The organism is Vitreimonas flagellata, assembly GCF_004634425.1.
GTDB classification, from domain to species: domain Bacteria; phylum Pseudomonadota; class Alphaproteobacteria; order Caulobacterales; family Aquidulcibacteraceae; genus Vitreimonas; species Vitreimonas flagellata.
In genome coordinates this window covers 887,627-910,922 of the sequence record NZ_SBJL01000002.1, presented here as the reverse complement: position 1 = coordinate 910,922, position 23,296 = coordinate 887,627, and the positions used below count along the sequence as shown (strand labels likewise).

23 protein-coding genes are annotated in these 23,296 nt (G+C 63.0%); 6 read left to right on the top strand and 17 right to left on the bottom strand.

The genetic code is table 11. The features are described 5' to 3' along the window. Positions 1–38: 38 nt before the first annotated feature. Both EPJ54_RS12350 and sucD read right to left on the bottom strand, forming a co-directional pair. Positions 39–3,014 carry a 2-oxoglutarate dehydrogenase E1 component gene (locus EPJ54_RS12350; protein WP_135212011.1) on the bottom strand — a complete coding sequence of 992 codons (2,976 nt, stop codon included), beginning with the start codon at positions 3,012–3,014 and terminating at the stop codon, positions 39–41. A 129-nt stretch (positions 3,015–3,143) separates the two neighbouring features. Further along, on the bottom strand, positions 3,144–4,028 hold the full coding sequence (sucD, locus tag EPJ54_RS12345) for a succinate--CoA ligase subunit alpha (RefSeq protein ID WP_135212010.1): 885 nt from the start codon (positions 4,026–4,028) through the stop codon (positions 3,144–3,146). Positions 4,029–4,273: 245 nt separating this feature from the next. On the opposite strand from sucD, the gene EPJ54_RS12340 reads away from it, so the two are divergent. Genes EPJ54_RS12340 through EPJ54_RS12330 form a run of 3 tightly spaced genes read left to right on the top strand, consistent with a single transcriptional unit; the run spans position 4,274 to position 6,854 of the window. Further along, entirely contained in the window at positions 4,274–4,972 is a 699-nt protein-coding gene (locus EPJ54_RS12340) for a hypothetical protein (protein ID WP_135212009.1), read from the top strand. Next, positions 4,969–6,261 (top strand): M48 family metalloprotease, encoded by a 1,293-nt coding sequence (locus tag EPJ54_RS12335; RefSeq protein WP_135212008.1) that lies wholly within the window; start codon positions 4,969–4,971, stop codon positions 6,259–6,261. Before EPJ54_RS12340 ends, EPJ54_RS12335 begins: the two co-directional genes overlap by 4 nt. Next, a complete protein-coding gene (locus EPJ54_RS12330; RefSeq protein WP_135212007.1) occupies positions 6,258–6,854 on the top strand; it encodes a hypothetical protein in 597 nt (198 codons plus the stop codon). Before EPJ54_RS12335 ends, EPJ54_RS12330 begins: the two co-directional genes overlap by 4 nt. A 21-nt stretch (positions 6,855–6,875) precedes the next feature. Here EPJ54_RS12330 and EPJ54_RS12325 read toward each other — a convergent pair whose 3' ends face one another. From EPJ54_RS12325 to EPJ54_RS12305, 5 genes are all read right to left on the bottom strand, one after another. Then, complete coding sequence (locus EPJ54_RS12325; RefSeq protein WP_135212006.1) at positions 6,876–7,247, bottom strand: VOC family protein; 372 nt, start codon at positions 7,245–7,247, stop codon at positions 6,876–6,878. A gap of 346 nt (positions 7,248–7,593) precedes the next feature. Continuing rightward, a complete protein-coding gene (gene sucC / locus EPJ54_RS12320) occupies positions 7,594–8,787 on the bottom strand; it encodes an ADP-forming succinate--CoA ligase subunit beta (RefSeq protein ID WP_135212005.1) in 1,194 nt (397 codons plus the stop codon). A 29-nt stretch (positions 8,788–8,816) separates the two neighbouring features. Then, positions 8,817–10,124, bottom strand: a complete 1,308-nt coding sequence (gene chrA / locus EPJ54_RS12315) for a chromate transporter (RefSeq protein ID WP_135212004.1) — start codon at positions 10,122–10,124, stop codon at positions 8,817–8,819. A 79-nt stretch (positions 10,125–10,203) separates the two neighbouring features. Then, positions 10,204–11,469, bottom strand: coding sequence for an MFS transporter (locus EPJ54_RS12310; RefSeq protein WP_135212003.1), 1,266 nt, complete (start codon positions 11,467–11,469; stop codon positions 10,204–10,206). A gap of 58 nt (positions 11,470–11,527) precedes the next feature. After that, positions 11,528–12,064 (bottom strand): DUF2306 domain-containing protein, encoded by a 537-nt coding sequence (locus tag EPJ54_RS12305; protein ID WP_239590899.1) that lies wholly within the window; start codon positions 12,062–12,064, stop codon positions 11,528–11,530. 161 nt (positions 12,065–12,225) lie between these two features. On the opposite strand from EPJ54_RS12305, the gene EPJ54_RS12300 reads away from it, so the two are divergent. Then, positions 12,226–12,948: a LytTR family DNA-binding domain-containing protein gene (locus EPJ54_RS12300; protein WP_239590898.1), complete on the top strand. Its 723-nt coding sequence runs from the start codon at positions 12,226–12,228 to the stop codon at positions 12,946–12,948. On the opposite strand, the gene EPJ54_RS12295 is transcribed toward EPJ54_RS12300, so the two are convergent. From EPJ54_RS12295 to EPJ54_RS12285, 3 genes are read right to left on the bottom strand one after another with little or no spacing between them, the layout of a single operon-like run. Continuing rightward, a complete protein-coding gene (locus EPJ54_RS12295) occupies positions 12,917–13,486 on the bottom strand; it encodes a GNAT family N-acetyltransferase (RefSeq protein ID WP_135212001.1) in 570 nt (189 codons plus the stop codon). The two genes, EPJ54_RS12300 and EPJ54_RS12295, sit on opposite strands and share 32 nt — an antisense overlap. Beyond that, positions 13,483–13,950, bottom strand: a complete 468-nt coding sequence (locus tag EPJ54_RS12290; RefSeq protein WP_135212000.1) for a DUF6265 family protein — start codon at positions 13,948–13,950, stop codon at positions 13,483–13,485. The genes EPJ54_RS12295 and EPJ54_RS12290 overlap by 4 nt, the downstream gene beginning before the upstream one ends. 49 nt (positions 13,951–13,999) lie before the next feature. After that, positions 14,000–15,439, bottom strand: a complete 1,440-nt coding sequence (locus tag EPJ54_RS12285; protein ID WP_135211999.1) for a M28 family peptidase — start codon at positions 15,437–15,439, stop codon at positions 14,000–14,002. Between the two features lie 82 nt (positions 15,440–15,521). Here EPJ54_RS12285 and EPJ54_RS19865 point away from each other — a divergent pair, with 82 nt between their 5' ends. Continuing rightward, positions 15,522–16,250 (top strand): 2OG-Fe(II) oxygenase, encoded by a 729-nt coding sequence (locus EPJ54_RS19865; protein ID WP_167755703.1) that lies wholly within the window; start codon positions 15,522–15,524, stop codon positions 16,248–16,250. Here EPJ54_RS19865 and EPJ54_RS12275 read toward each other — a convergent pair. From EPJ54_RS12275 to EPJ54_RS12265, 3 genes are all read right to left on the bottom strand, one after another. Then, positions 16,247–16,801: a GNAT family N-acetyltransferase gene (locus EPJ54_RS12275; protein ID WP_135211997.1), complete on the bottom strand. Its 555-nt coding sequence runs from the start codon at positions 16,799–16,801 to the stop codon at positions 16,247–16,249. The genes EPJ54_RS19865 and EPJ54_RS12275 overlap by 4 nt on opposite strands. Positions 16,802–16,875: 74 nt before the next feature. Continuing rightward, entirely contained in the window at positions 16,876–17,838 is a 963-nt protein-coding gene (gene mdh, locus EPJ54_RS12270) for a malate dehydrogenase (protein ID WP_135211996.1), read from the bottom strand. 84 nt (positions 17,839–17,922) lie between these two features. Continuing rightward, entirely contained in the window at positions 17,923–18,300 is a 378-nt protein-coding gene (locus tag EPJ54_RS12265; protein WP_135211995.1) for a VOC family protein, read from the bottom strand. Positions 18,301–18,372: 72 nt separating this feature from the next. On the opposite strand from EPJ54_RS12265, the gene EPJ54_RS12260 reads away from it, so the two are divergent. After that, a complete protein-coding gene (locus EPJ54_RS12260) occupies positions 18,373–19,152 on the top strand; it encodes an AraC family transcriptional regulator (protein ID WP_135211994.1) in 780 nt (259 codons plus the stop codon). On the opposite strand, the gene EPJ54_RS12255 is transcribed toward EPJ54_RS12260, so the two are convergent. The 4 genes from EPJ54_RS12255 to lnt form a co-directional block, all read right to left on the bottom strand. Continuing rightward, entirely contained in the window at positions 19,149–19,820 is a 672-nt protein-coding gene (locus tag EPJ54_RS12255; RefSeq protein ID WP_135211993.1) for a class I SAM-dependent methyltransferase, read from the bottom strand. The genes EPJ54_RS12260 and EPJ54_RS12255 overlap by 4 nt on opposite strands. Before the next feature lie 129 nt (positions 19,821–19,949). Beyond that, positions 19,950–21,170 (bottom strand): methionine adenosyltransferase, encoded by a 1,221-nt coding sequence (gene metK / locus EPJ54_RS12250; RefSeq protein ID WP_135211992.1) that lies wholly within the window; start codon positions 21,168–21,170, stop codon positions 19,950–19,952. 87 nt (positions 21,171–21,257) lie between these two features. Further along, positions 21,258–21,671 (bottom strand): helix-turn-helix domain-containing protein, encoded by a 414-nt coding sequence (locus EPJ54_RS12245; protein ID WP_135211991.1) that lies wholly within the window; start codon positions 21,669–21,671, stop codon positions 21,258–21,260. After that, positions 21,668–23,293 carry an apolipoprotein N-acyltransferase gene (lnt, locus tag EPJ54_RS12240; protein ID WP_167755702.1) on the bottom strand — a complete coding sequence of 542 codons (1,626 nt, stop codon included), beginning with the start codon at positions 23,291–23,293 and terminating at the stop codon, positions 21,668–21,670. The genes EPJ54_RS12245 and lnt overlap by 4 nt, the downstream gene beginning before the upstream one ends. Between the last annotated feature and the right edge of the window lie 3 nt (positions 23,294–23,296).

The window sequence follows — 23,296 nt, the reverse complement described above, 5'->3', positions numbered from 1 at the left end:
TCGCTTCAGCGCTCACTTAGAGCGCGACGCGCCAAAAATCACCCCAACGCCGCTTCAAGCAGCGCTTCCAATTCCTTCAAATGCTTGGACATCAGGCCCGCGGCCGTCGATGCGCTGGCCGGACGGCCGGCGTAACGCGCGCGCTTGGCGGCGACGTCGAGCTTTTCGAGCGTGAGCTCGATCCACGGATCGACGAAGGTCCAGCCGCCCATGTTTTTAGGCTCCTCCTGGCACCAGACGAGCTCAGCGTTCGGGAAGCGTTGCAGCTCCGTCATCACCGACTTCATCGGCCAAGGATAAAATTGTTCGAGGCGCAGGATGTAAACGTCATCCAGGCCGCGCTTCTCGCGCTCGTCGAGCAGATCATAATAGACCTTGCCCGAGCACATGACGACCCGGCGGATTTCGCTATCGCCCTTCAGCTGAATTGTGGTCGCGCCATTGTGCAGTTGCGCGTCATCCCACAGCACACGGTGAAACGACGTGCCTTCCGCCATCTCAGAGAGCGACGAGATCGCCTTCTTGTGACGCAGCAGCGATTTCGGCGTGAACACAATCAGCGGCTTGCGGAATTCGCGATGCAGCTGACGACGCAGCACATGGAAATAATTCGCCGGCGTCGTGCAATTGACGACCTGCATGTTGTCTTCCGCGCATTGCTGCAGGAAGCGTTCGATGCGCGCGGAACTGTGCTCCGGCCCCTGCCCTTCATAGCCGTGCGGCAAGAGCATCACGAGACCGGACATACGCAGCCATTTGCGTTCGCCCGAGCTGATGAATTGGTCGATCACGACCTGCGCGCCGTTCACGAAATCGCCGAATTGCGCCTCCCAGAGCGTCAGCGTCTTCGGATCGGCCAGCGTGTAGCCGTACTCGAAACCAAGCACCGCCTCTTCCGACAGCAGCGAGTCGATGACTTCGTAATGCGCTTGGCCGGGACGGATATTATTGAGCGGCGTGTAGCGCTCTTCCGTCGTTTGATCGATGAAGTGCGAGTGACGTTGGCTAAACGTGCCGCGGCAGGAATCCTGGCCGCTCAAGCGAACATTGAAGCCTTCGTCGAGCAGCGTCGCAAACGCGAGGTGCTCGGCCAGCGCCCAATCAACGCCGTGACCGTCATCGATCGCTTTGCGGCGTGTTTCGACAACGCGTTGCACCGTCTTGTGCATGTCGAAATCGCGCGGAATTTTTGTGATCGCGCGGCCCAGCTCGCGGAGGCGATCGGTGCGCGCATCCGTAGCGCCACGACGATCATCATCCTTCGGTGTGGAGAAACCAGCCCAATCGCCATCGAGCCAATCAGCCTTGTTGACCTTGAAAGCCTTGCCCGCGTCGAACTCAACGTCGAGGAATGAATTGAACTCGTTGTTCCAAGCGTCGACCTCTTCTTGGCTCACGACGCCTTCGCTCACCAGACGGCTTGTATAGATCTCAAGCGTCGTCTTCTGGTCGCGCACCTTCCGATACATGATCGGCTGCGTCATCGTCGGATCGTCGCCCTCGTTGTGGCCGAAGCGGCGATAGCAGAACATGTCGATGACGACGTCCTTGCCGAAGATCTGGCGATACTCGGTCGCCACCTTCGCCGCGAACACGACGGCTTCCGGATCGTCGCCATTCACGTGGAAGATCGGCGCCTGCACCATCAGCGCAACGTCAGACGGATACGGCGACGAGCGCGAATAGTGCGGCGCTGTCGTGAAGCCAATCTGGTTGTTGATGATGAAGTGCATCGTGCCGCCGGTGCGATACCCGCGCAAACCGGAGAGCGCGAAGCACTCGGCCACAACGCCCTGCCCCGCGAACGCTGCATCGCCGTGAATGAGCAACGGCATTACGCGCGAGCGCAATTTGTGCAGCGCCTCGGCGTCTTCAGTCCATGTCGCGCGCTTGGCTTGCTTTGCGCGCGCTTTGCCGAGCACGACCGGATTGACGATCTCAAGGTGCGACGGGTTCGCCGTCAGCGAGAGGTGCACATTGTTGCCGTCGAAGCTGCGATCGCTTGAGGCGCCGAGGTGATACTTCACGTCGCCCGAGCCCAACACATCATCCGGTGTGGCCGAGCCGCCTTGGAATTCGTGGAAGATGGCCTGGTACGGCTTGCCCATCACAGCGGCGAGCACGTTCAAGCGGCCGCGGTGCGCCATGCCGAGGATGATCTCTTCGACACCCATGGCGCCGCCGCGTTTGATAATCTGCTCCAGCGCCGGGATCATCGCCTCGCCGCCATCGAGGCCGAAGCGCTTGGTGCCAGGATGGCGCTTGTGCACGAACTTTTCGAAGCTCTCGCCTTCGATCAGCTTCTTCAGGATCGCGCGCTTACCTTCAGCAGTGAACGCGATCTGCTTGTCCGGTCCTTCGATGCGCTCCTGCAGCCAGGCCTTCTCTGCCGGGTCCGAAATGTGCATGAACTCGACGCCGACGGTCGAGCAATAGGTACGCTTCAGGATCGCCAGCATCTCATTGACGGTGGCGGTCTGCAGACCGAGCACGCCGTCGATGAAGATCGGCCGATCCAAATCGTTCGGGCCGAAGCCGTGATTGGCCGGATCGAGCTCTGGCGTCGGCGGGCGCACTTCGATGCCGAGCGGATCAAGCGTCGCGGCCAAGTGACCACGCGTGCGATAGGCGCGGATCATCATCAGCGCACGCACGGAATCGCGCGCAGCTTTTTGCACGTCTTGTTGCGAAGCGCCGGCCGGCAAACGCGCGGCGACTTTCTGTTCAAGCTTAGCGGCGAGGCCCGCCCAATTGCCGTCGAGCAGCGCCGTCGTTTCCGTCGTCTGCGGCTGCGCTAATTCAGGGCGATACCAAGCCGGACCAGACACGGCTTTGCGAATGGAATTCGGATCGTCGCGCAGTTGCGAGAAGAAATTGCGCCAAGATTGATCGACCGAATTCGGGTCGTTCAAATATTTCTCGTACATGCGCTCCACGAACGTGGCGTTGGCCGCATCGAGGAAACTCGTCTCGAGCATGGCTGTGTTCGGCAAGCTACGGGCGTCGTCCGCCATGGGTGCGCTGGACCTCTCGGAATTTCGCGAAACGCAGCAAGGATATAGGCGCGCGTTCGCAAGCGCGCCTCTTCTAAAGTGCGTCGCTGGAGGATTGAAGGCCTGCGCTGGTGGAACGCTTGCCGCAGCCTAGCCTTTGAGCAGTTCCGTCATGGTGCGGCCAAGCGCTGCCGGGTGCGGCGCGACCTTGATACCGGCGGCTTCCATCGCCGCGATCTTGGATTCTGCATCGCCCTTGCCGCCCGAAATGATCGCGCCGGCATGGCCCATGCGGCGGCCTGGAGGCGCCGTGCGGCCCGCGATGAAGCCAACGGTCGGCTTCCAGCGGCCCTTCTTCTTTTCGTCGGCCAAGAATTGCGCGGCGTCTTCTTCGGCTGAACCGCCAATTTCACCGATCATAATGATCGACGTCGTTTCCGGGTCGGCCAGGAAAAGTTCCAGCATATCAATGAACTCGGTGCCCTTCACCGGGTCGCCGCCGATGCCGACGGCCGTGGTCTGGCCCAAGCCCTCGTTCGTCGTCTGGAACACCGCCTCGTAGGTCAAAGTGCCGGAGCGCGAGAGCACGCCCACCTTGCCCTTTGAGAAAATCGAACCCGGCATAATGCCGATCTTGCACTCGTTCGGGGTCAAAACGCCGGGGCAGTTCGGGCCGATCAGGCGCGACTTCGACTTTTCCAGCTTCGCCTTCACCCGCACCATGTCGAGCACCGGGATGCCTTCGGTGATGCAGATGATGAGCGGAATTTCCGCGTCGATCGCTTCCTCGATTGCGGCGGCCGCGCCTGGCGGCGGCACATAGATCACCGTGGCGTCGGCGCCCGCTTTTTCCTTGGCTTCAGCGACACTTGCGAACACCGGCAAGCCCAGATGCGTCGTCCCCGCTTTGCCCGGCGACACGCCGCCCGTCATCTTGGTGCCGTAGGCGATGGCCTGTTCCGAGTGGAACGTGCCGTTCTTGCCGGTAAAGCCCTGGCAGATGACGCGCGTGGCGGCGTTGATCAGAATGGACATGAGCTAAGCGGCCCCCGTGGCGCTGGAAAAATCGAGAATGCGGCCAGCGGCATAACGCAGCCGCGAAATCTTGCAAACCCTGCCCGAACGTCGCCCCTGCTCCATTTTCAGCCAGAAACGCGACCGCGCGCATCACCACAAAAGCGGCGCTCCGAGATTCTCGTTTCGCGGCTAGACTCACTTTGGGAACAATCTACGGTCCCCATGGGTGCGGTGGCGCAGATCGCCGCCGGCGGGAGGGGAAAATGCTGAAACAGGTCCGCGCGCTCGCCGCGCTTGCGATGCTCGTCGCCGTCACGGCATGCGCGACATCCGCGCCGCGCACATTCGAAGGGGAGTTCCAGCGCCCGGCCGACAATTCCCGTATCCTCGTGATGACGCCCGACGTGCAGCTTTCAGTCCTGACAGCGGCCGGCCTGCAGGAGCCTCGCGAGGATTGGTCCGTCTCCGGGCGCGACAATCTCACGACCGCCGTCGCCACTCTCATCCAAGCGCAAAGCCACACCACGTCCTCGCTTGATCCAACGACGGCGATGGAAGGCCGCGTCGGCCAAGTTATCCGCCTGCACGACGCGGTCGGCACCTCGATCCTCGCCATCAATTACGGCTTCTACAGCGTGCCGACACGCGACGACGATTTCACCTGGACGCTCGGCGAAGGCGTCCAAGAACTCGCAACGACATACAACGCCGACTACGCCCTCTTCGTGACGGCGCGCGGGTCATACGCCAGCGCAGGCCGCGTCGCCGCGATGGTCGGCTTGGCCATTCTTGGCGTCGGCGTGCCGCTTGGCGGGCAACAGGCCTTCGCGTCGCTCGTCGATCTGCGCACCGGCAACGTGATTTGGTTCAACGTTGTCACCGCGTCGCCGAACCAAGACATGCGCGAAATCGAAGGCGCGGCGTCATTGGCCGAAACATTGATGCGGGACGCGCCGCTATGAAACGCCTCGCGCTCGCCAGCACATTTCTGATGGCGGCGGCGACTCTCGCGTTTGCGCAAGAAACGCCACCGCTCGTTGAAGCGCAACCAACCGCAGCGACGGTCGAAACGGCCCCCGCCCCACCGCCACCGTCGCGCACGCGACCGGACTCCTCGACGGATGAAGGCGGATTGTGGGGCGTCTCCGATCGCGCCGAGCTGCAAGCACGCGCGTCTGGTCAACTTGAGACTGACGCCGCCTTGAACGCCTATGTGCGCGACGTCGCCTGCCGGGTCGCCGCCGAATATTGTGGCGATATCCGGCTCTACATCATGAACCGGCCGTTCTTTAACGCGTCGATGGCCCCGAACGGCTACATGGAAGTGTGGTCGGGGCTCTTGCTGCGCGCTGAAGACGAGGCGCAGCTCGCGTTCGTGCTTGGCCACGAAACCGCGCATTATGGCGAGCGGCATTCGCTCGAAGCACTACGTGCAACGCGCGCACGCGCCAATGGCGCCATGATCGCGAGCGTGGTGATTGCGGCGGCCGGTACAGCGGCGGCTGTCAACTCGCCCAACTCGGCGTCGTCCATTTCAGACGTCACACGCGTCGCAGTCGACGCCGTCTATCTCGGCACCATCGCTTCGCTCTTCGGCTTTTCCCGTGAGAATGAAGCCGAGGCCGACAATGTCGGCTTCAACCACGCGGTCGCCGCCAATTACGATCCCACCGCCGGCGAACGCATCTGGACCTATCTGATCGGCGAAACCGCAGCCTCAGATAATCCCGACACGCGTCGCCGCGAAACGCGCGGCAGCATCTTCAGCACCCACCCCCTCTCCTCGGATCGTGTGGAGGCGCTCACGGAACGCGCGGCAGCGCACAGCGGCTCGGGTGAAACGCATCGCGAACGCTATCGTGCGATCATTCGCCCCTTTCTTGACGACTGGCTGCGCGCCGACCTCCGTCGCCGCGATTACGGCCAGACCAAGCACCTGCTCGATCACCTCGCACAGCATGGCGAAGACCTTGGCGTGATCGAATATTATCGCGGCGAGATTTGCCGTCTGCGCCGCGCCGAAGGCGATCGCGCCACCGCGCTCCAGCATTATGCGAACGCGATCACGCATCCAGACGCGCCCGCGGCCGCTTGGCGGGAGCTTGGCGAATTCGCTGCGCGCGATGGCCGCCAAGCCGAGGCTGTCGCGCACTTCACAACGTATCTAGAGCGCGCGCCCAACGCGGAAGACCGCGCTTTGGTCGAAGCGCGGCTCACGCAGATCAATGCTCAGACGGGAGAGGTTCAATGAGCTTCACACTTACGCGGCGCGCGGCACTTTGGGGCGTGGCCGCCGGCGGCGCGGCACTCAGCAGCTGCGCGACCTCCGTGCTCGTGCCGCAAGGCGCATACACGGCCAACGACGCGTTCAGCGTGACGCTGCAACGGCCGTGGTCCGATCTCACCAATTACATGATGCCGCGCCCGCCGGGCGTTCGCTTGCTCTCCATCGATGGGCCGATGCTCAATCGTCTCTATCTGGCGACGATCGAGCCTGGCGGCTCGCTCGTGCGTCCAGCCGATCGCGACACGCCCCGCCCCACCTATCGCGCGGACATGGGCGATACGGAGATCGTGGAATTCATCACCGATTGCGTCGCGGTCGAATTCCAAGCGCCGGAAGCAAGCGCGCTGCGGCCGCAGAATTTCGGCGCGCTGCCGGGCGTACGTTTCGACCTTTCAACGCGTACGCAAGCCGGTCTCGACATAGGCGGTGCGGCGCTCGCCGCGCGCAGGTCGGACGATAAGCTCAATTTGATGCTCTATCTGGCCCCGCGCGAGCATTATTACGCACACCTGTTGCCGGACATCGAAGCCGCGTTCGCGAGCGCAACGCTGGCTTAACGCCAGCGCTGCGCACCGCGCTCAGCCCATGATGAAGGCGTTGAGCTTGTTGCCGTCCGGATCGCGGAAATAGGCAGCGTAGAAGCCGCCGTCGCCGCGCGGGCCGGGCTTGCCTTCGCAGGATCCGCCATTGGCGAGCGCGATGTCATAGACGCGCTGGATTTGCTCTTTGTCTTTGCACTCGAGCGCCACCATCACGCCGTTGCCGACGCTCGCGGCGTTGCCGTCGAACGGCTTTGTGAGACCGATGCCCGCGCCGCCGCCCGGCGTGCCCCAGGCAATTGCGCCCGGCCATTCCATCATGCGCCCTGTGCCAAGCTCCTTGGCGATCGCATCATAAAATTTCGCGCCGCGTTCGAGATCATTGGTGCCAAGCGTAACGTAACCGATCATGGCGTTTCTCCTCGTTGTTCGGGAACCATAGCACTCCGCGCGGTGGAACCAATTACGCGTCGATGAATTGACGCGCCATTCAAACGCGCGGCTCTGACCGAGTCAGGCGTACGAAGGCGAACCCGAGCAATGCACTGAGCGTCGGGACAAGAAACGACGCGACCGCGAAGGCGCCTGACGCACCTTGAAAGAAACCGAGGAAGGGCGGCGACAGCATAAAGAAGACACCGCCAATCAAAGGGGCGAAGCTCAATATCGCGCCCCACCCTCTCAGACGCTTGTCGCTGGCAATCAGCGCGCCAAGCGCCCCCGGCAGCAAAGCAGCGAGGGCGAGAAGCAACACAGATTAGCCCTTAACCGCCTTCACGATCTTCCGCGCCGCATCCTCCAGATCATCCGCGCTGATAACGTTCAGGCCGCTTTCGTTGATGATCTTCTTACCGAGTTCGACGTTGGTGCCTTCGAGGCGCACGACGAGCGGCACGGCGAGGCCGACTTCCTTCACCGCGGCAATCACGCCTTCGGCGATGACATCGCACTTCATGATGCCGCCGAAGATGTTGACCAGGATGCCCTTCACCTTCGGGTCTGCGGTGATGATCTTGAACGCCGCCGTCACTTTCTCTTTCGACGCGCCGCCGCCGACATCGAGGAAGTTGGCCGGCTCTGAACCGAACAGCTTGATGATGTCCATCGTCGCCATCGCCAGGCCCGCGCCATTGACCATGCAGCCAATGTCGCCATCGAGCGCGATGTAAGCGAGGTCGTACTTTGAGGCTTCGATTTCTTTTTCGTCCTCTTCGCCGAGGTCGCGCAGTTCAGCCCATTCAGGGTGACGGAAACCAGCGTTCGGATCAAAGCTCACCTTCGCATCGGCGCAAACGAGCTTGTTGTCTTCGGTGACGATGAGCGGGTTGATCTCGAGCATGCTCATGTCGCTCTTCACGAACGCATCGTAGAGCTTCGAGACCAGATCGGCGCATTGCGCGGCGAGATCGCCCGCGAGGCCGAGTGCGCCGGACACCTTGGCGGCATCCGCAGCGCTCGGGCCAGTCGTCGGATCGATCGGCACAGTGGTTATTTTGTCCGGCGTGTCGTGTGCGACTTCTTCGATGTTCATGCCGCCGGCTTCCGACGCGACGAACGCGACGCGGCCGGTTTCACGATCGACCAGCGCGGAGAGATAAAATTCCTTCGCGATCTTCATGCCTTCTTCGATGTAGATGCGCTTCACGACGCGGCCGGCTTCGCCCGTCTGCAGCGTCACCAGCGTGTTGCCGAGCATTTGCTGCGCGAAGAGGCCCACGTCTTCCGGCTTGAAGGCGATACGCACGCCGCCCTTCTCGCCCGCCGCCGCTTCCTTGAACTTGCCCTTACCGCGGCCGCCCGCGTGGATCTGGCTCTTTACCGCCCACACCGAACCGCCGAGCTTCGCGGCGGCGTCCACCGCCTCCTCAGCCGTGAAGGCCGGGAAGCCGCGCGGCACCGGCGCGCCAAAGCTCTTCAGGACGGCTTTGCCTTGGTATTCGTGGATGTTCATCGGGGCCCCTCGAAATGGTCGCCGCGTTCTTACAGGCCTATTTGCGCCGCCGCCAACCCCGCCAATGCGCATGCGGCGATCAATGCCAGCAGATTGGCCTTTAACCGGATCAGGGCCAATGTCGCGACCGCCGCCAGGGCGACCATCCACAGCCGAGCCGAGGCCAAATCGGGCAATTCGACCGGCCCTAGCGTCAGCTGCCGCTCGAAGAGCGCGTGGGCCGCGAAGAAGAGCGCCAGCTTGGCGATGACGCCGAGCACGGCGGCGGTAATCGCTGCGAGCGCGCCCGCAGCGCGGCGATTGTTCTCCAGCCTCTCAGCCGCCGGCGCGCCAGCGAAGATCCAGACAAACGATGGAGCGAAGGTGCACCAAAGCGCCATCGCCGCGCCCGCGAGCGCCAAGCCCCAACCGGCCGCGCTCCATCCCGCCATGAAGCCCACGAATTCGTTGACCAAGATCAGCGGGCCCGGCGTGGTTTCGGCGAGACCCAGGCCGTCAATCATCTGCGCCGTCGTCAGCCAGCCACGCGCCACCGCCTCCGCCGTGAGATACGCCAGCAACGCGTACGCGCCGCCAAAGGTGACGCAGGCGAGGATCGAGAACAGCGTCGCGACTTGGAACAACACATGCTCCGTGCCGAGCGTGAGCGCGACGAGCGCCGGGGGTGTGAGCCAGAGTGCGAACCAGAGCAGCGCGTGCTTCAGCGACTCTCCTCCCCCTTGCCAGGAGGAGTTGGAAGTGGGGGTATCAGCGCTGACGTTTGACGCATTGGCGCTCGCACCCCCTCCCTGCCCTCCCCGCAAGGGGGAGGGTAAGAGTGCGCCAACCAGCGCAGCGACGACGATCACCAAAGGAAACGGCGCGTTGAACAGCAGCGCCACAAACGCCGCGATCGCAATCCACAACGCCAGCGGCGTTTTCAGCGCGCGCTTGCCAACTTTGAACAAAGCCTCCGCCACCAACGCCACAACAGCGCATTTCACGCCATCGAACGCAGCGGCGACAAGCGTCTGCGTGCCGTATACGACGTAAAGCGCGCTCAGTCCCAACACGACGAACGCGCCCGGCAGCACAAACATCCAGCCCGCAATCAGCGCGCCCGCCCAACCTCGCAAGCGCCAGCCGACATAGGTCGCAAGCTGTTGCGCTTCCGGCCCCGGCAACAACATGCAGAACGCCAGCATGCGCTGGAAGCGCACGTCATCGATCCAGGCGTGCTCGTCCACGAACACGCGATGCATCAAAGCGATCTGTCCCGCCGGCCCGCCAAAGCCGAGACAGCCGATCTTCAGAGATTCACGAAACAGCGTCGAAAGGTTTGGCGCAGCGCCGGACATACCTCACCCCATAGAGCATCGCGCGATGCTTGGGCGAGGCGCCTGTCAGCGGGAGATCGCGCGTCCCGCGACGCGTTGCTTAGCTAGGTTTGTTGACACCTGCAATCGCGCCGCCCTCGGCGGGCGCGCTATCCTCGCCATACGCGATCTCACCAGCCGAAACCGAGGTGCCGAGCTGCGGCGCGAACTCTTCCTTGGTAGTGGATTGCTCGCGCGTCGTGCGCCGCCAGAACATCGCCGCGCACACGAAGGTCGCCGCAGCGCCCGCGAACCAGAAAATGCCCGCGACATCGAACCAATCGACCAACGGTCCCATGATCAGCGGCCCAAGCACCGAACCCGCCGCCCACACAAACAACAAACCCGCCGCCGATTGCGCTAAGCGCCCCGGCTCAGCGCGGTCGGCCATGTGCGCCACAGCGATACCGTAGAAGCTCAGCGCACCCGAGCCCCACACGAAGAACAACAACGCCGCCGACCAATGCAGCAATTGTCCACTCCAGATCGCGAGCGCGAATGCAGACGACGCGGCTATCACGGCAAGGCCTGCAATCACGAGCCGTCGATCGACGCGATCGGACAATCTGCCCGCCGGCCATTGCAGCAAGAGCGATCCCACGAACGCCGCCGAGTAAAACTCCGCCGCGGCGTTGTCGCCATAGTGCGCAGCGGCATAGAGCGGCGCGAGCGCCAGCACGCCGCCATTCACCAGCCCTGCCCCAAAGCTGCCGATTACGGCTGCAGGCGCGGTCGCGAATTGTTCGACCAAGGCCAAAGGTTGCGCCTTCGGCGGCGCGGGTTGTTCGGCGGCGGTGAAGCAAATCGGCAGCATCGAGAGTGCTGCAAGCGATGCGGCAATCATCCAAGGCTCAGGCGCATCAGCAGCGTAGTTGAACGCCAAGAACGGCCCGATCGCGAGCGCGCCCTTGGTGAGCACCATGTACACGCTCGTCACTTCGCCGCGCACGCGCGTGTCGATCGAGTGCGCGAGCCAACTTTCGATCACGGCAAACATCAAAGCGACCGAAACGCCTGCCGCCATGCGCGTGACGCCCCAGACCCAAATATCGGTGCTGAAATGCAGCGCCAGCGTCGACACCGCAAACACGGCGGCGCTACCGGCATAGACGCGGATGTGGCCGACGCGCGCGAGCATCTGCGTCGCGATCATCGCGCCCATCATGAAGCCGGCGGAATACGACGCCGCAATCAAGCCAAGCGCGGTGCGCGAATGGCCATCTTCCGCCACAGCGAGCGGAAGACGAACGCCCAGCAATCCCCCCGCCAATTGCAGGATTGTAACGGCGGCGATCAAAGCGGCGACGTTGCGCAGCAGGTTCGTCATTGGAACGCTGGCTACATAGGCCGGTTCGCGCCTGCGCGAAACTCACCAATCCGCGATGCTACCCGAAGAAAAACGCATAGAAGAACCGACCGGGAATAAACGTGAGCGCACCCGCAACAATCAGCCCGCCGACGAACATGCCGGTCATGGCGCGCTGGTGCGATTGCACCTTCCTATTGCGAATGGCGTAGATCGCCATCGGCAGGCCAATGATCGTCCAACCGCTCAGCAAATGAATGAACGACCACGTGTCGCCATTGATGCCGGTGATGAAGAGGCTCGACACAGCCGTCACCGCCATCGCGACCACCCAGGCCCAGCCCAGGGTTTTGTGAAAGCGGCTGCCCTTGGGCTGGAGCAAGATGATGGTTCCGATCGCGAGGGCAGAGAGCGCAGCCACGATGTGGACTTGAACCTTAAGCGGGAGCGCCGCCGCGAGCGCCCATTCCGGCGCGTGGGGTTGGAAGCCGACGTGCTGAAGGTACCTGGCCACATCGTTTCGCATCGGCCACATCGACACCACCACCGCAACGAGCAGCACAAGCCAACCAAGGTGTGGGCGGACGCGCTGGAATAGAGTTTGTTCTTGGGCCAAGGGTCGAAGCTCCGGTTTGGGTCTGCTAGAGCCCTGACCGAATCCTGGAGCCGTCGCACCCGAACATGCGCGAACCGACCGACCCCTTGCGTCAAACGCCGGCTCCCGCCGCTCACGCTTCGCCAAATGCGGCTGAAAATCCTGAGCCTTTGCATCGCACTTTGCGCAATGTCGGCATCGCGGCGGGCGCCGGGGTCTTTCTGGCGATCGTCGGGGCCCTGGGCATGGATCACCTGCCGCTGGCCACTCGCCTGCTCTATTGGGTGCCGCTCATGGTCGGCGGCAGCGGCGTCGCACACTTGATCACCTTGGCGATGGGTCGCTTCCCGCAGCTCTACGCGAACCCCTGGATATTCGGCGGCGTGCTGGTCGTGGTGCTCAGCCTGCCGATCACCCTGATCGTCTGGATCTACACCTCCCTACTTACCGGGCGGGACTTCGACTGGGAATTGATTCCGCAAATCTACGGCAGCGTTCTGGTGATCTGCATCGCCATGACCGCGATTATGATTCTCGTGAACTGGCCTGGGAAGGTCACGCACGCGCCGCCAGCGGGCGCCCCCGCACCAACCATCCGCTTCATGGAGCGCCTGCCCGCGAAGCTGAAGGGCGCCGCAATCTATGCGGTATCCTCAGAGGATCATTATTTGCGCCTGCACACCTCCAAGGGCAGCGATCTCATCCTGATGCGGTTGAGCGACGCGATCGGCGAGCTTGAAGGCCTAGAGGGCGCGCAGACGCATCGCTCTTGGTGGGTGGCGAAGGATGCCGTCGAGAGCAGCCGACGCGACGGCGACAAAATGGTCCTGACGCTCAAAGGTGGCGCCGAGGCGCCTGTCAGCCGCCCAAATATCAAGCCATTGCGCGAGGCTGGCTGGTTTTAGACCAGTCGGCGCGGGTGGTCTCCCAAATGTCATGCGGCATGCCGGCGTGCAACGTGCTGGCGCGAACACGCATGCCGAGCCGCTCGGCGAGTTTCTGCGACGGGGAGTTCGACGCGTGGATCAAACTGACGATGTGGTCCAACGGAAAATTCGCGAACACCCAATCGCCAGCGGCCCGCGCCGCCTCAAACGCGTAGCCCCTGCCCCAAAATTCTCGGCGCAGCCCCCAGCCGAGTTCGAAGCCAACCCAACATTCCGGCTGCCAGGCCCCGACGCGGCCGACGAATGCGCCGGTCGCCTTCTCTTCCACCGCAAACAAGCCGTAACCACGCAGCGCCCAATGCCCGACGAACAGCGCCATGTCGCGCCACGCCTCGGCGCGCGATTTCGCGCGCTGATCGCCGGTGAGAAACCGTGCGACTTCCGTATCCGCCATCATAGCCGCGAAGCCGCCGTCCAAATCCTCCTCGCACCAACCGCGCAGCACGAGACGTTCAGTCTCAAGACGCGGCACGTTGCGAAGATCATCGAATTTCATGTCCGTGCGCGCCTGAACCGCAAGACTTCCTCGCGTGGGCCGTCCGCATAGCGAATACGCAGTCGCATGACCATGTCGTCCGGGCCCTCGCGCTGAATGCTGAGGCTGGAAAAGACAAGTTCGTTTTCCGACGCCGAGACGGGCTCAAATGTCACCCAACGATCTTTCTCTTCCCAGCCCACAAAATCCGGATTGAAGTGCTTCACGCGCATCCGCACGCCGCCTTCGACCACATCGATCAACATGATTTCATAGAAGACCGGCGCGCCATCACGTACGAGCCGGAAATGGCCAACCATCTGCCCGCCGACGGGCGGCGACCAAACCTCTTCCAGCTCGCCGCCCAGTCCTTCGCCAACCCAGCGCCCCGTGAGCCAAGCGGCGTTGTCAATAGTCTGCGCATACGCCGCCGGGCTAGCCGCCAACGCCGCAGCGAACATCACGGTCTTCAAGAGCTTCAGCATTCTCTGCCCTCCTCTTGCCCATGACGCACGACCGCCGCCGATTTCGACATTACTCCTCCGCGCGGAACACCCAATCCGTGTCAGCCGCGAGATACGCAAAGATCGCCCAGGCGGCGACGTTTTGGCGAAGCGCTTCGGGATCGATCTTGTCGAGCGTGTCGTCGGCCGTGTGGTGATAGTCGAAATAGTCCAAACCATCCTGGCTCAAATCGACTACTGGCACACCCGCCGCACGCAACGCGCCCGTGTCGGCGCCGCCCGTCGCGGCATTGTCGCCCATATTGATCCCAAGCGGTGCGAGCTGGCGCTGGATCGCGCGACCATACGGCAACGCCGCATCGGCAAAGCGCGTGCGGAAACGATAGATTCGGCCCGCGCCGAAATCGCTCTCCGCGGCGACGATATGGTTTTCGTTCGCATGCATGCGGCCATACGCAGCGCCGCCATGCACGCCATTCTCTTCGGCGCCCGCCAGCAGAATGCGGATCGTGCGACGTGGACGGCGGGGCAAATCTTGAATCAAGCGCGCGGCGGCGGTGATGATTGCGACGCCGGCGCCGTCATCGATCGCGCCCTGCCCCAAATCCCAAGAATCCAAATGCGCCGCGAGCACAATGATTTCGTCCGGACGCTCACGGCCACGCACTTCGGCGATCACGTTGCCTGACGGCGCGTTGTCGCGAATATCGGCTTCGATGTTGAGATTCACGCGCGTGGGACCGCGCGCGATCAGACGCGCGAGTTGATCGGCGTCCGCCGGCGAGATCGCGGCGGCAGGCAATGACGCGCCTTCCGCTTGACGCGACGAGCCGCCCTGGTGCGCAAAGCGATGCGGATCGGTGCCGACCGAGCGAATAAGGCACGCCACCGCGCCTTTCGCTTGCGCCACTGGCGCGCAGCGCCCGCGCTTCGATACAGCCGCGCCATAGCCCGAGCCATCCTGCGTACGCGTCATGCGTTCATCGATGAACACGATGCGTCCGGCGATGGCGCTATTCGGCGCGGCTTCCAGCGCCGCCATGTCGGCAAAACGCACCACCTCAGCTTCGAGCCCGCCTTGCGGCGTCGATGGCGAACCACCCAATGCGGCCGTCACCATGTACTGACGCGTCGGCGAGACGATGAACGCTTCCTGGCGACGCGCGTGCCAGAACGGAATGGTGAAATCGTCCGTGCGCACGCCGGTGAAGCGGTTCGCGCGCAGCATAGCTTCGGCCCACACACGCGCGCGCGCTTCTTCCGGCGAACCCGCCAAGCGCGGTCCGACTTCGGTGACGAGGTCCTCGACGATCTCCCAAGCCAGATCGCTTTGCAGCGCGCGGTCGCGCAGGCGATCCACGTTGCGCTGCTGCTCAGCGCTGATCGGCGCCACCTCCGGCGACGGCGGCGGGTTTACCGCAACCGTGAATCCCGGCGCCGGCGTCTGCGCATACGCATTTGAGGCGAGCGCCAACACAAGACCCGACATCGCGGCAAGACAAATACGCATGACACCCCCTCTTCGCCCGCGTAGCGGATACTTCCCATTACACTGCCCGCTCTATAGAAAAGCGACAAACAGCACGCCAGGAATGATGCAGCTTAGGCTCAACCCCGCCCTCGATCCCGCGCATTACGCGAGCATCTTCCGCCAAGAGAAATGCGTGCAGGTTCCAAACCTGTTCGAAACGGCGGTGGCGAACGAAATCGAACGCGTGATCGCCAGCGTGCCGTGGCGGCTGATCTGCCAGGACGATTCCGGCCAGAACGTGCTGCTGAAGCCCGAAGAGCTCGCCTCGCTTACGCCGCAGGAAAAGCAATCGCTCGACGCCGGCATTCGCGAGCGCGCCGCGCAATCGATCGGCTACACTTATTTCATGTACCCCATGATCATGGCGCGCCTGCAAGCCTGGGATCCGGGTCACCCGATCCACGCACTGACCGATTTCTTGAACGCGCCTGAATTCCTCAACTTTGCGCGCGCGCTGATTTCCTATCCCAAGCTCACCAAGGTCGATGTGCACGCCTCGCTCTATGGGCCTGGGCATTATCTGACAACGCACAAGGACGACGATTCCGCCGTGCACGGCCGCGCCGCCTATACGATCGGCTTCTCACGCGACTGGCGCGCCGATTGGGGTGGTTTGCTCGTGTTTGTCGATGATGCCGGCGACATCCGCCGCGGCTTCATTCCGCGCTTCAATACGCTCACCGTGTTCGACGGCCAGCAAGCCCACACCGTCACCGCGATCTCGCAATTTACACCGAAGCCACGGCTTTCGATGGCGGGCTGGTTTCGCGACGACGCTGTTGGCGGCTAGCGCTTGCGCGCTTTCCAGGCCGCTTTGCTCTGGCCGTAGAGATCGACCTTGTGCATCTCAAATGGCGGCGCCAGCGCCACGCCTTCGCGTTGCACCGATGAGCCCAAACGCTTCGCCAGCGCGATCGACGGCGCGTTCTGCTTGTCGATGCAATGGATCACATTCTCCCAGCCAAGCTGATCGAACGCCCAATCGATGGCAGCGATCGCGCCCTCTTGCGCGAAGCCCTGCCCTGCCGCACTTCGCTTCACACCCCAACCGACTTCATCGCCCGGCCAGCCGCCTTCCTTGCCGCCCGGACGCCACGGGCCCAAGCGCCCGATCCATTCGCCGGTGTCGCGCCGCAACACCGAGAACATCGAATAGCCCAACAACGCCCACGCACCCGTCAGCGTCGCCATCACCCGCCACGCCCCATCGCGCGGCGTGACGCCGCCGATAAACCGCATCGTGTCCTCTTCGGAAGCCATCTCGGCAAAGCCATCAAAGTCGGCATGGACAGGCGGGCGAAGGATGAGGCGTTCGGTGGTGAGTGTGGGGCCAAGGCTCATGCATCGAGCCTAAACAAAACGCCGCCGCAAGCCAGAGACTTGCGACGGCGTTGGTTCAATCTTGCGATGATGTCTTAGCCGACCGACGGATCAATGCCCTTGCACGCATCGACCAGACCCTTCACGGCGTTCACCGAGTGATCGAACATGGCGCGCTCTTCGGCGCCCAGTTCAATCTCGATCACCTTCTCGACGCCGCCGGCGCCGATGATGCACGGCACGCCGACATACATATCGTTCAGGCCATACTCGCCCTTCAGATTCGCGGCGCACGGCAGCACGCGCTTCTTGTCGCGCAAATAGCTCTTCGCCATCACGATCGCGCTTTCAGCCGGCGCGTAGAAGGCCGAGCCGGTCTTCAACAGGCCGACGATTTCTGCGCCGCCGTCGCGCGTGCGCTGCACGATTTGGTCGAGCTTCTCTTGCGACGTCCAACCCATCTTCACGAGGTCCGGCAGCGGAATGCCGGCGACGGTGGAGTAACGCACCAGCGGCACCATCGTGTCGCCATGACCGCCGAGCACGAAGGCCGTCACGTCTTCGACGGAGACCTTGAACTCTTCGGCGAGGAAGTAACGGAAACGCGCCGAGTCCAACACGCCGGCCATGCCAACAACCTTGTTGTGCGGCAGCTTCGAGAATTGGCGCAGCGCCCACACCATAGCGTCGAGCGGGTTGGTGACGACGATCACGAATGCGTTCGGCGCGTGCTGCGCGATGCCCTCGCCCACGGCCTTCATGACTTTGAGATTGATGCCGAGAAGATCATCGCGGCTCATGCCGGGCTTCCGCGGCACGCCGGCGGTGACGATGCAGACATCGGCGCCGGCGATACCGGCATAATCGTTCACGCCCTTCAGCGCGCTATCCTTGCCGAACACCGGCGAAGCTTCGGCGATGTCCAGGCCCTTGCCCTGCGGCACGCCTTCGACCACGTCGAACAGCACGACATCGCCCAACTCTTCGCGCGCGGCGATGTGGGCCAACGTGCCCCCGATCATGCCTGAACCGATAAGGGCGATCTTTGCGCGAGCCATGTATGCGTCTCCGAGGTGTCGGGGGAGGAAAATCGGGCGTGGTCTAGACCCGGTTTTCCCCTGACGCAACGCGGCCTTTGCGCCTCAGCGCGCCGCCGGGTCGTACTGCATGGCGCCCATGATGTTGCCTTCGGTGTCCTCGAAGAAGAACAGCGTGCCGACACCCGCCAGAATGGTCCGCGGCATCACGATCTTGCCGCCCGCTTTCAGCACAGCCGCCTCGGCCGCCGCGCTGTCTTCCACCGCCAGCGTGCATTCAAGCCCGTGCATCGGCTTGCCGGGCACAATTTCGCGGCGCTGCTGCAAGCTTGCGAACATGCCGGCCGGGCCGCCGGCGCCCTGGATCATGTAGAAGCCCGGCGGCCCGTAGGCTTGGAAACCCCAACCGAAGGCCGCATCGTAAAATGCCTTCGCGCGATCGAGGTCGTCTGCGTTGATCGAGAAGTGGGCGACGTGGGCCACGAGGATCCTCCTGCTGCGGCTTCCACAATGCGAGACGACAGCCTTGGCGGTCTTGCGCTAAGCTGACATCCGATGTCTCGAACACGCCAATCGCCCATCTCGTTGGAACCGGACGGCACCATATGGGTCCGCTCGATGGCCGTGCGCTTCACCACGCCCTACGCGTCCGGCGAATTGAAGCATGATTGGAACAAGCTCTGTTACGCGTCGGCTGGCGTTTTACGTGTCGTCACACCAGATGGCGCCTGGGTCGCGCCACCGCATCGCGCTGTCTGGGTGCCTGCGGGAATCGCCCACCGCGAAGAGACCCGCGGCGGCGCTTCGGTGCGCAGCCTCTATCTGGCGAGCGCAATATGCGACGCCCTACCCTCCGAGTGCGCCGTCTTGAACGTGCCGCCGCTGTTGCGCGAACTCATTCTCGAGGTCGCAGAAACCAGCGTGCTAGACGCAGCGCAGCCAACGCAGAGACGATTGGCGGAAATCATCGTTGATCGTATTGCCTTGCTTGAGCCAAAGGCATCGCAAGTTCTGCCTATGCCGCGCGACCGGCGCGCGCTCCTGATCGTGCAACATCTGCAAAACGAACCAAGCAATGGCGAGTCGCTCTCAATCCTCGCGCGCCGGGCTGGCGCAAGCGTGCGCACAGCACAGCGTTTGTTCCTGAGTGAAACCGGCATGCCATTCGCGCAATGGCGCCAACGACTTCGTCTGCTGGTCGCGATGGAGCGCCTCGGCGCTGGGCTGAATGTGACGCAGACCGCGTTCGAAGTTGGCTATTCCAGCGTGAGCGCGTTCGTCTCCGCATTTCGTTGCGAGTTCGGCGTCACGCCGGGCCAATATTCCGAGAGCTAAAGTTTCACGCAGATCAGCAAACCGTCGCCAATATTGGTCATGGCGGCGTGGACGCGCGGATCGGATTTGGCTTTGACGGCTAGCGCCCGGAGCGCGCTCGTATCAGCGCTGGTGTCAGCCGGATCGGTGACGCGGCCGGACCAGAGCGCGTTGTCGAACAAGAGCGCGCCGCCTGGGCGCAGCAATTCGAGCCCCGCCTCGTAATAGTCCGCGTACCCCGTCTTGTCGGCGTCGATGAAGCCGAAATCATAGGCGCCGGCTTGCCCTTGGGCGATACGCACTTTTAGCGTTTCGGTCGCCGGCGCGATGACAAGCTCGATCACATCATCGACGTTCGCTTCGCGCCAATAATCACGCGCCTTGGTCGTCCATTCTTCGGAGACGTCGCACGCCAGAATGTGCGCCGCGCGGCCGTGCATCTCCTTCAGTGTGAGCGCCGTAGCCAGCGCGGAATAGCCGGTGAACACTCCGATCTCGAATGCGCGCTTCGCACTCATTAAGCGCGCGAGCACTTGCATGAACGCGCCCTGTTCGGCGCTGATCTGCATGCGCGCTTGCGTCATGCGCGCGGTCTCTTCGCGGCATCGTTTCAGCGCGGCGTGTTCTGGCGGATTTGCGCTCGCGAGGTAAGCGACGAGTTCAGGCGTGAGGCCGAGCGATGAGGACATCGCAAAAATCTAGCGAAGCCGCTCTCGTATGTCCCGCTTCTCCATCACGAAGTCGCGGGCGACAATCCATCCAAAGTCGGGCTTTTGTCCCGACTCTAGCGGTATCGGCTTTCCAGCCTTTTATCCGGCTTAAGCGAGGCGCTTCAGCTGATCGACCAGATCGTCACGTTCCCACGTGAAGCCGCCTTCATTGTCGGGCTGACGACCGAAATGGCCGTAGGCCGCCGTGCGCGCGTAGATCGGGCGATTGAGCTTCAAATGCGTGCGGATCGCGCGCGGCGTCGCCCCGCCGATCATTTCCGGCAGCGCTTTTTCAAGCTTGGCTGGATCGATCGTGTCCGCGCCGTGCAGATCGACATAGAAGCTCGTCGGCTGCGCCACGCCGATGGCGTAGCTGATTTGGATCGTACAGCGCTCGGCGAGACCAGCCGCCACCACGTTCTTCGCCAGATAGCGGCACGCGTACGCGGCCGAGCGGTCCACCTTCGTCGGATCCTTGCCCGAGAACGCGCCGCCGCCGTGCGGGCTCGCGCCGCCGTACGTGTCGACAATAATCTTGCGCCCCGTGAGGCCGCTATCGCCGTCCGGACCGCCGATTTCGAACTTGCCGGTCGGATTGATGTGCCACTTGGTCTTCCTGGTGATGAGACCAGCCGGGAAAACCGATTCCGCATAAGGGCGCACGATGTCGGCGAAGCGTTTCTGCGAGTACGTCGCCGCGCCAAGTTTCTTCGCGTGCTGGTGGCTGACAACGATGGCGACGACTTCAACGGGCTTGCCGTTTTCGTAGCGCAGCGTGACTTGGCTCTTCGCGTCCGGCTCAAGCTCTGGGCGCTCGCCCGAGTGACGCACTTCCGCGAGGCGCTTCAGGATGTTGTGCGAGTATTGAAGCGTCGCAGGCATCAGCTCAGGCGTTTCGCTGCAGGCGTAGCCAAACATGATGCCCTGGTCGCCGGCGCCCTCATCCTTCTTCGCCGACGAGTCGACGCCTTGAGCGATATGCGCGGACTGGCCGTGCAAATAGCAGGCGTACTTGGCCTTCTCCCAGTGGAAGCCCTTTTGCGCGTAGCCGATGTCCTTCACCGCGGCGCGGACTTTGGGCTGCAGGCTGGCGATAATCTCTTTGGTGAAGGCCTTGTTCTCGGCCTTGGACTTGCCAGGCTTGCCGGCTCGGACTTCGCCGGCCAAGATGATGCGGTTGGTGGTTACCATCGTCTCGCAGGCGACGCGGGCTTCGGGATCGGCTTCGATGAAGGCGTCCACCACCGTGTCGGAGATGCGGTCCGCGACCTTATCCGGGTGCCCTTCGGACACGCTTTCGCTCGTGAAGACGTAATTGCTGCGCGCCACGCGGTTTCTCCAGGCCCGGCTCAAAATGAGCGGCCCTCATAGGGGGTTGCCCCTTTCAAAGCAATTATTGGACCTTAAACCGCGCCTTTAGCCGCGCTTTCCGGTCTCGGCGGCTTCGTCGGCGAGCGCTTTAACCAATTCCACGACGCGGCGGCGGATCTTGAGGCTCTTGATCGAGGAAAAAAGCGACATGAGCTGCGCGCCTTCCGGCGTGGCCATGACGTCCTCAACGAATTCCTGACGGTCTTCGGCCACTCCGGCGCGGCCGCCGGCGAGGTTTTCGAAAAATCTTGCCGCGGGCATATCGAGCGAGGCGGCAATATCATACAGGCGGCTGGCCGCTATTCGATTGACGCCCTTCTCGTATTTTTGAACCTGCTGAAAGGTCACCCCAAGTAGTTCTGCGAGACGTTCCTGGCTCATGCCGATTTCAAGGCGACGAGTTCTGACGCGCTGACCAATTTTTCTATCGATCGCGTTCGCCGCGCGCTCGTCGTTCATGCCCTGAGCCCTTTGTTTTCTATGCGGCGAGGAAAAAACCTTAGCGCTGCGATGAGCGCAAGGAGCAATCCGAGCAAAATATTTCCCCAGTGCGCTAGTGTAGTTTCAACCAGCGCGGGAGGAATTTGCGCTTCTGCAAATCCACCGCGGCGCATTGTGCCGCTCACCTCGCGCCCATACGAGTCTATAATTGCGGATACGCCGCCGGCCGCGGCGCGGGCCATAGGCAGCCCCTCCTCGATCGCCCGATACCGCGCCATTGCGTAGTGTTGGTACGGTCCGGAGCCGCCGCCGAACCACGCGTCGTTCGTCACGCTGACGATCCAGCCGGGTCGATCCGCCCCGCGCGGCACCATTCCTGGGAAGATCGCCTCGTAGCAAATCAGCACCACCGCTGGTGGCGCCTCCGGCACCACCAGCCGAGTTGGCGGGGCTCCGGGATCGAAACCTGCGCCAATTCGCTGCAGCGGGGCGATGTTAAATCGACTGACCACGGACCAGAGAGGGATGAACTCTCCGAATGGCACTAGCCTGTTCTTGTCATAAGTCTGGCTAAGTCGGGCAACGCCGCTCACGCCGTCAATCACCGCCGCCGAGTTGTAGAACGCAACGCGATCAACCAGGGCTTCGCGGCGTGTTAGGCCGGTAATCAGCACCCGGTCGCCCATGCCGCGCCCGATCGCGTCCATGAAGTCCGGGTTCTCGAGCATGAAGAAGTTCAACGTCGGGATCGCTCCCTCGGGCCAGATAACGATCGAGGCGCGACTTTGTTCTGGGGGGCCACTCGCCTCCAGGTAGCGCTGCAACACGCGCCATTCCTGGTCCGGCCGCGCGACCCATTTCTCGCTCTGCGACAATCCGGAATCGGTTACGCGCACGATCGGCTGCGTTCCGGGCAGTTCAACCAGCGCGTGATCGAGCCGCTGCGCACCCCATCCCCAGCCCATACCGACGAGCAAAGCAGCAACAATGATCGGTGCGAACCGCAGGCCGGCGCTTCGGCCAGCGTCGCCGATCGCCGCCGGTGTCGCCGCAACCAAAAGCGTCAGCAGCGTCAGGCCATAAATGCCGAAGATCGATGCGAGTTGAGAAACCGGCTCGCCGGGCGTCCAGACGTAACCCGGCAACAACCACGGAAAGCCGCCGAACAAATGCCCGCGCAGCCATTCGCTCGCGAAAATGCTGACCGCGAACCATGGGATGCGCCGCGCATCAGACGTCCAGAATATCATCGCGAGCGCACAGCCCGCAGCCCAAAACAACGAGAGCCCCGCCGCCAGGCCGAGCGTCGCGGGAATACCCCAGATTGGACCCCATGCGCCGCTATCGACGTTGAAGGCCGACGCCACCCAGTAGAGACCAGTGGTCAAATGGCCGAGGCCAAAGAAGAAGCCGACGCCAAATGCGGACCACAGCTTGTTCTTGCGTTCAGCCACACCATCCAACAGCCAGACCAAGATTGTGATCGCGGCGACGAAGACGAGCGTTAGCTGAAACGGCGCATGGCCCAGCGTGGCGAGTGCGCCTACGGCTGTCGCGATGCCGCGACGTTGCCATGTGGAGCGGGCCGCCAACCATTCATGTATGCGGGAACTTGGCGCCGGCGTGTTCGAAGCAGTCAAACA

Coding starts and splice junctions, on each gene's coding strand:
- EPJ54_RS12295 (WP_135212001.1), bottom strand. CDS start 13,486: ATGAAATTCGATGATCTTCGCAACGTGCCGCGTCTTGAGACTGAACGT.
- EPJ54_RS12285 (WP_135211999.1), bottom strand. CDS start 15,439: ATGCGTATTTGTCTTGCCGCGATGTCGGGTCTTGTGTTGGCGCTCGCC.
- EPJ54_RS12260 (WP_135211994.1), top strand. CDS start 18,373: ATGTCTCGAACACGCCAATCGCCCATCTCGTTGGAACCGGACGGCACC.
- EPJ54_RS12340 (WP_135212009.1), top strand. CDS start 4,274: ATGCTGAAACAGGTCCGCGCGCTCGCCGCGCTTGCGATGCTCGTCGCC.
- sucC (WP_135212005.1), bottom strand. CDS start 8,787: ATGAACATCCACGAATACCAAGGCAAAGCCGTCCTGAAGAGCTTTGGC.
- EPJ54_RS12290 (WP_135212000.1), bottom strand. CDS start 13,950: ATGCTGAAGCTCTTGAAGACCGTGATGTTCGCTGCGGCGTTGGCGGCT.
- sucD (WP_135212010.1), bottom strand. CDS start 4,028: ATGTCCATTCTGATCAACGCCGCCACGCGCGTCATCTGCCAGGGCTTT.
- EPJ54_RS12245 (WP_135211991.1), bottom strand. CDS start 21,671: ATGAACGACGAGCGCGCGGCGAACGCGATCGATAGAAAAATTGGTCAG.
- EPJ54_RS12325 (WP_135212006.1), bottom strand. CDS start 7,247: ATGATCGGTTACGTTACGCTTGGCACCAATGATCTCGAACGCGGCGCG.
- EPJ54_RS12255 (WP_135211993.1), bottom strand. CDS start 19,820: ATGTCCTCATCGCTCGGCCTCACGCCTGAACTCGTCGCTTACCTCGCG.
- chrA (WP_135212004.1), bottom strand. CDS start 10,124: ATGTCCGGCGCTGCGCCAAACCTTTCGACGCTGTTTCGTGAATCTCTG.
- EPJ54_RS12310 (WP_135212003.1), bottom strand. CDS start 11,469: ATGACGAACCTGCTGCGCAACGTCGCCGCTTTGATCGCCGCCGTTACA.
- EPJ54_RS12330 (WP_135212007.1), top strand. CDS start 6,258: ATGAGCTTCACACTTACGCGGCGCGCGGCACTTTGGGGCGTGGCCGCC.
- EPJ54_RS12335 (WP_135212008.1), top strand. CDS start 4,969: ATGAAACGCCTCGCGCTCGCCAGCACATTTCTGATGGCGGCGGCGACT.
- EPJ54_RS12350 (WP_135212011.1), bottom strand. CDS start 3,014: ATGGCGGACGACGCCCGTAGCTTGCCGAACACAGCCATGCTCGAGACG.
- mdh (WP_135211996.1), bottom strand. CDS start 17,838: ATGGCTCGCGCAAAGATCGCCCTTATCGGTTCAGGCATGATCGGGGGC.
- EPJ54_RS12275 (WP_135211997.1), bottom strand. CDS start 16,801: ATGAGCCTTGGCCCCACACTCACCACCGAACGCCTCATCCTTCGCCCG.
- EPJ54_RS19865 (WP_167755703.1), top strand. CDS start 15,522: ATGATGCAGCTTAGGCTCAACCCCGCCCTCGATCCCGCGCATTACGCG.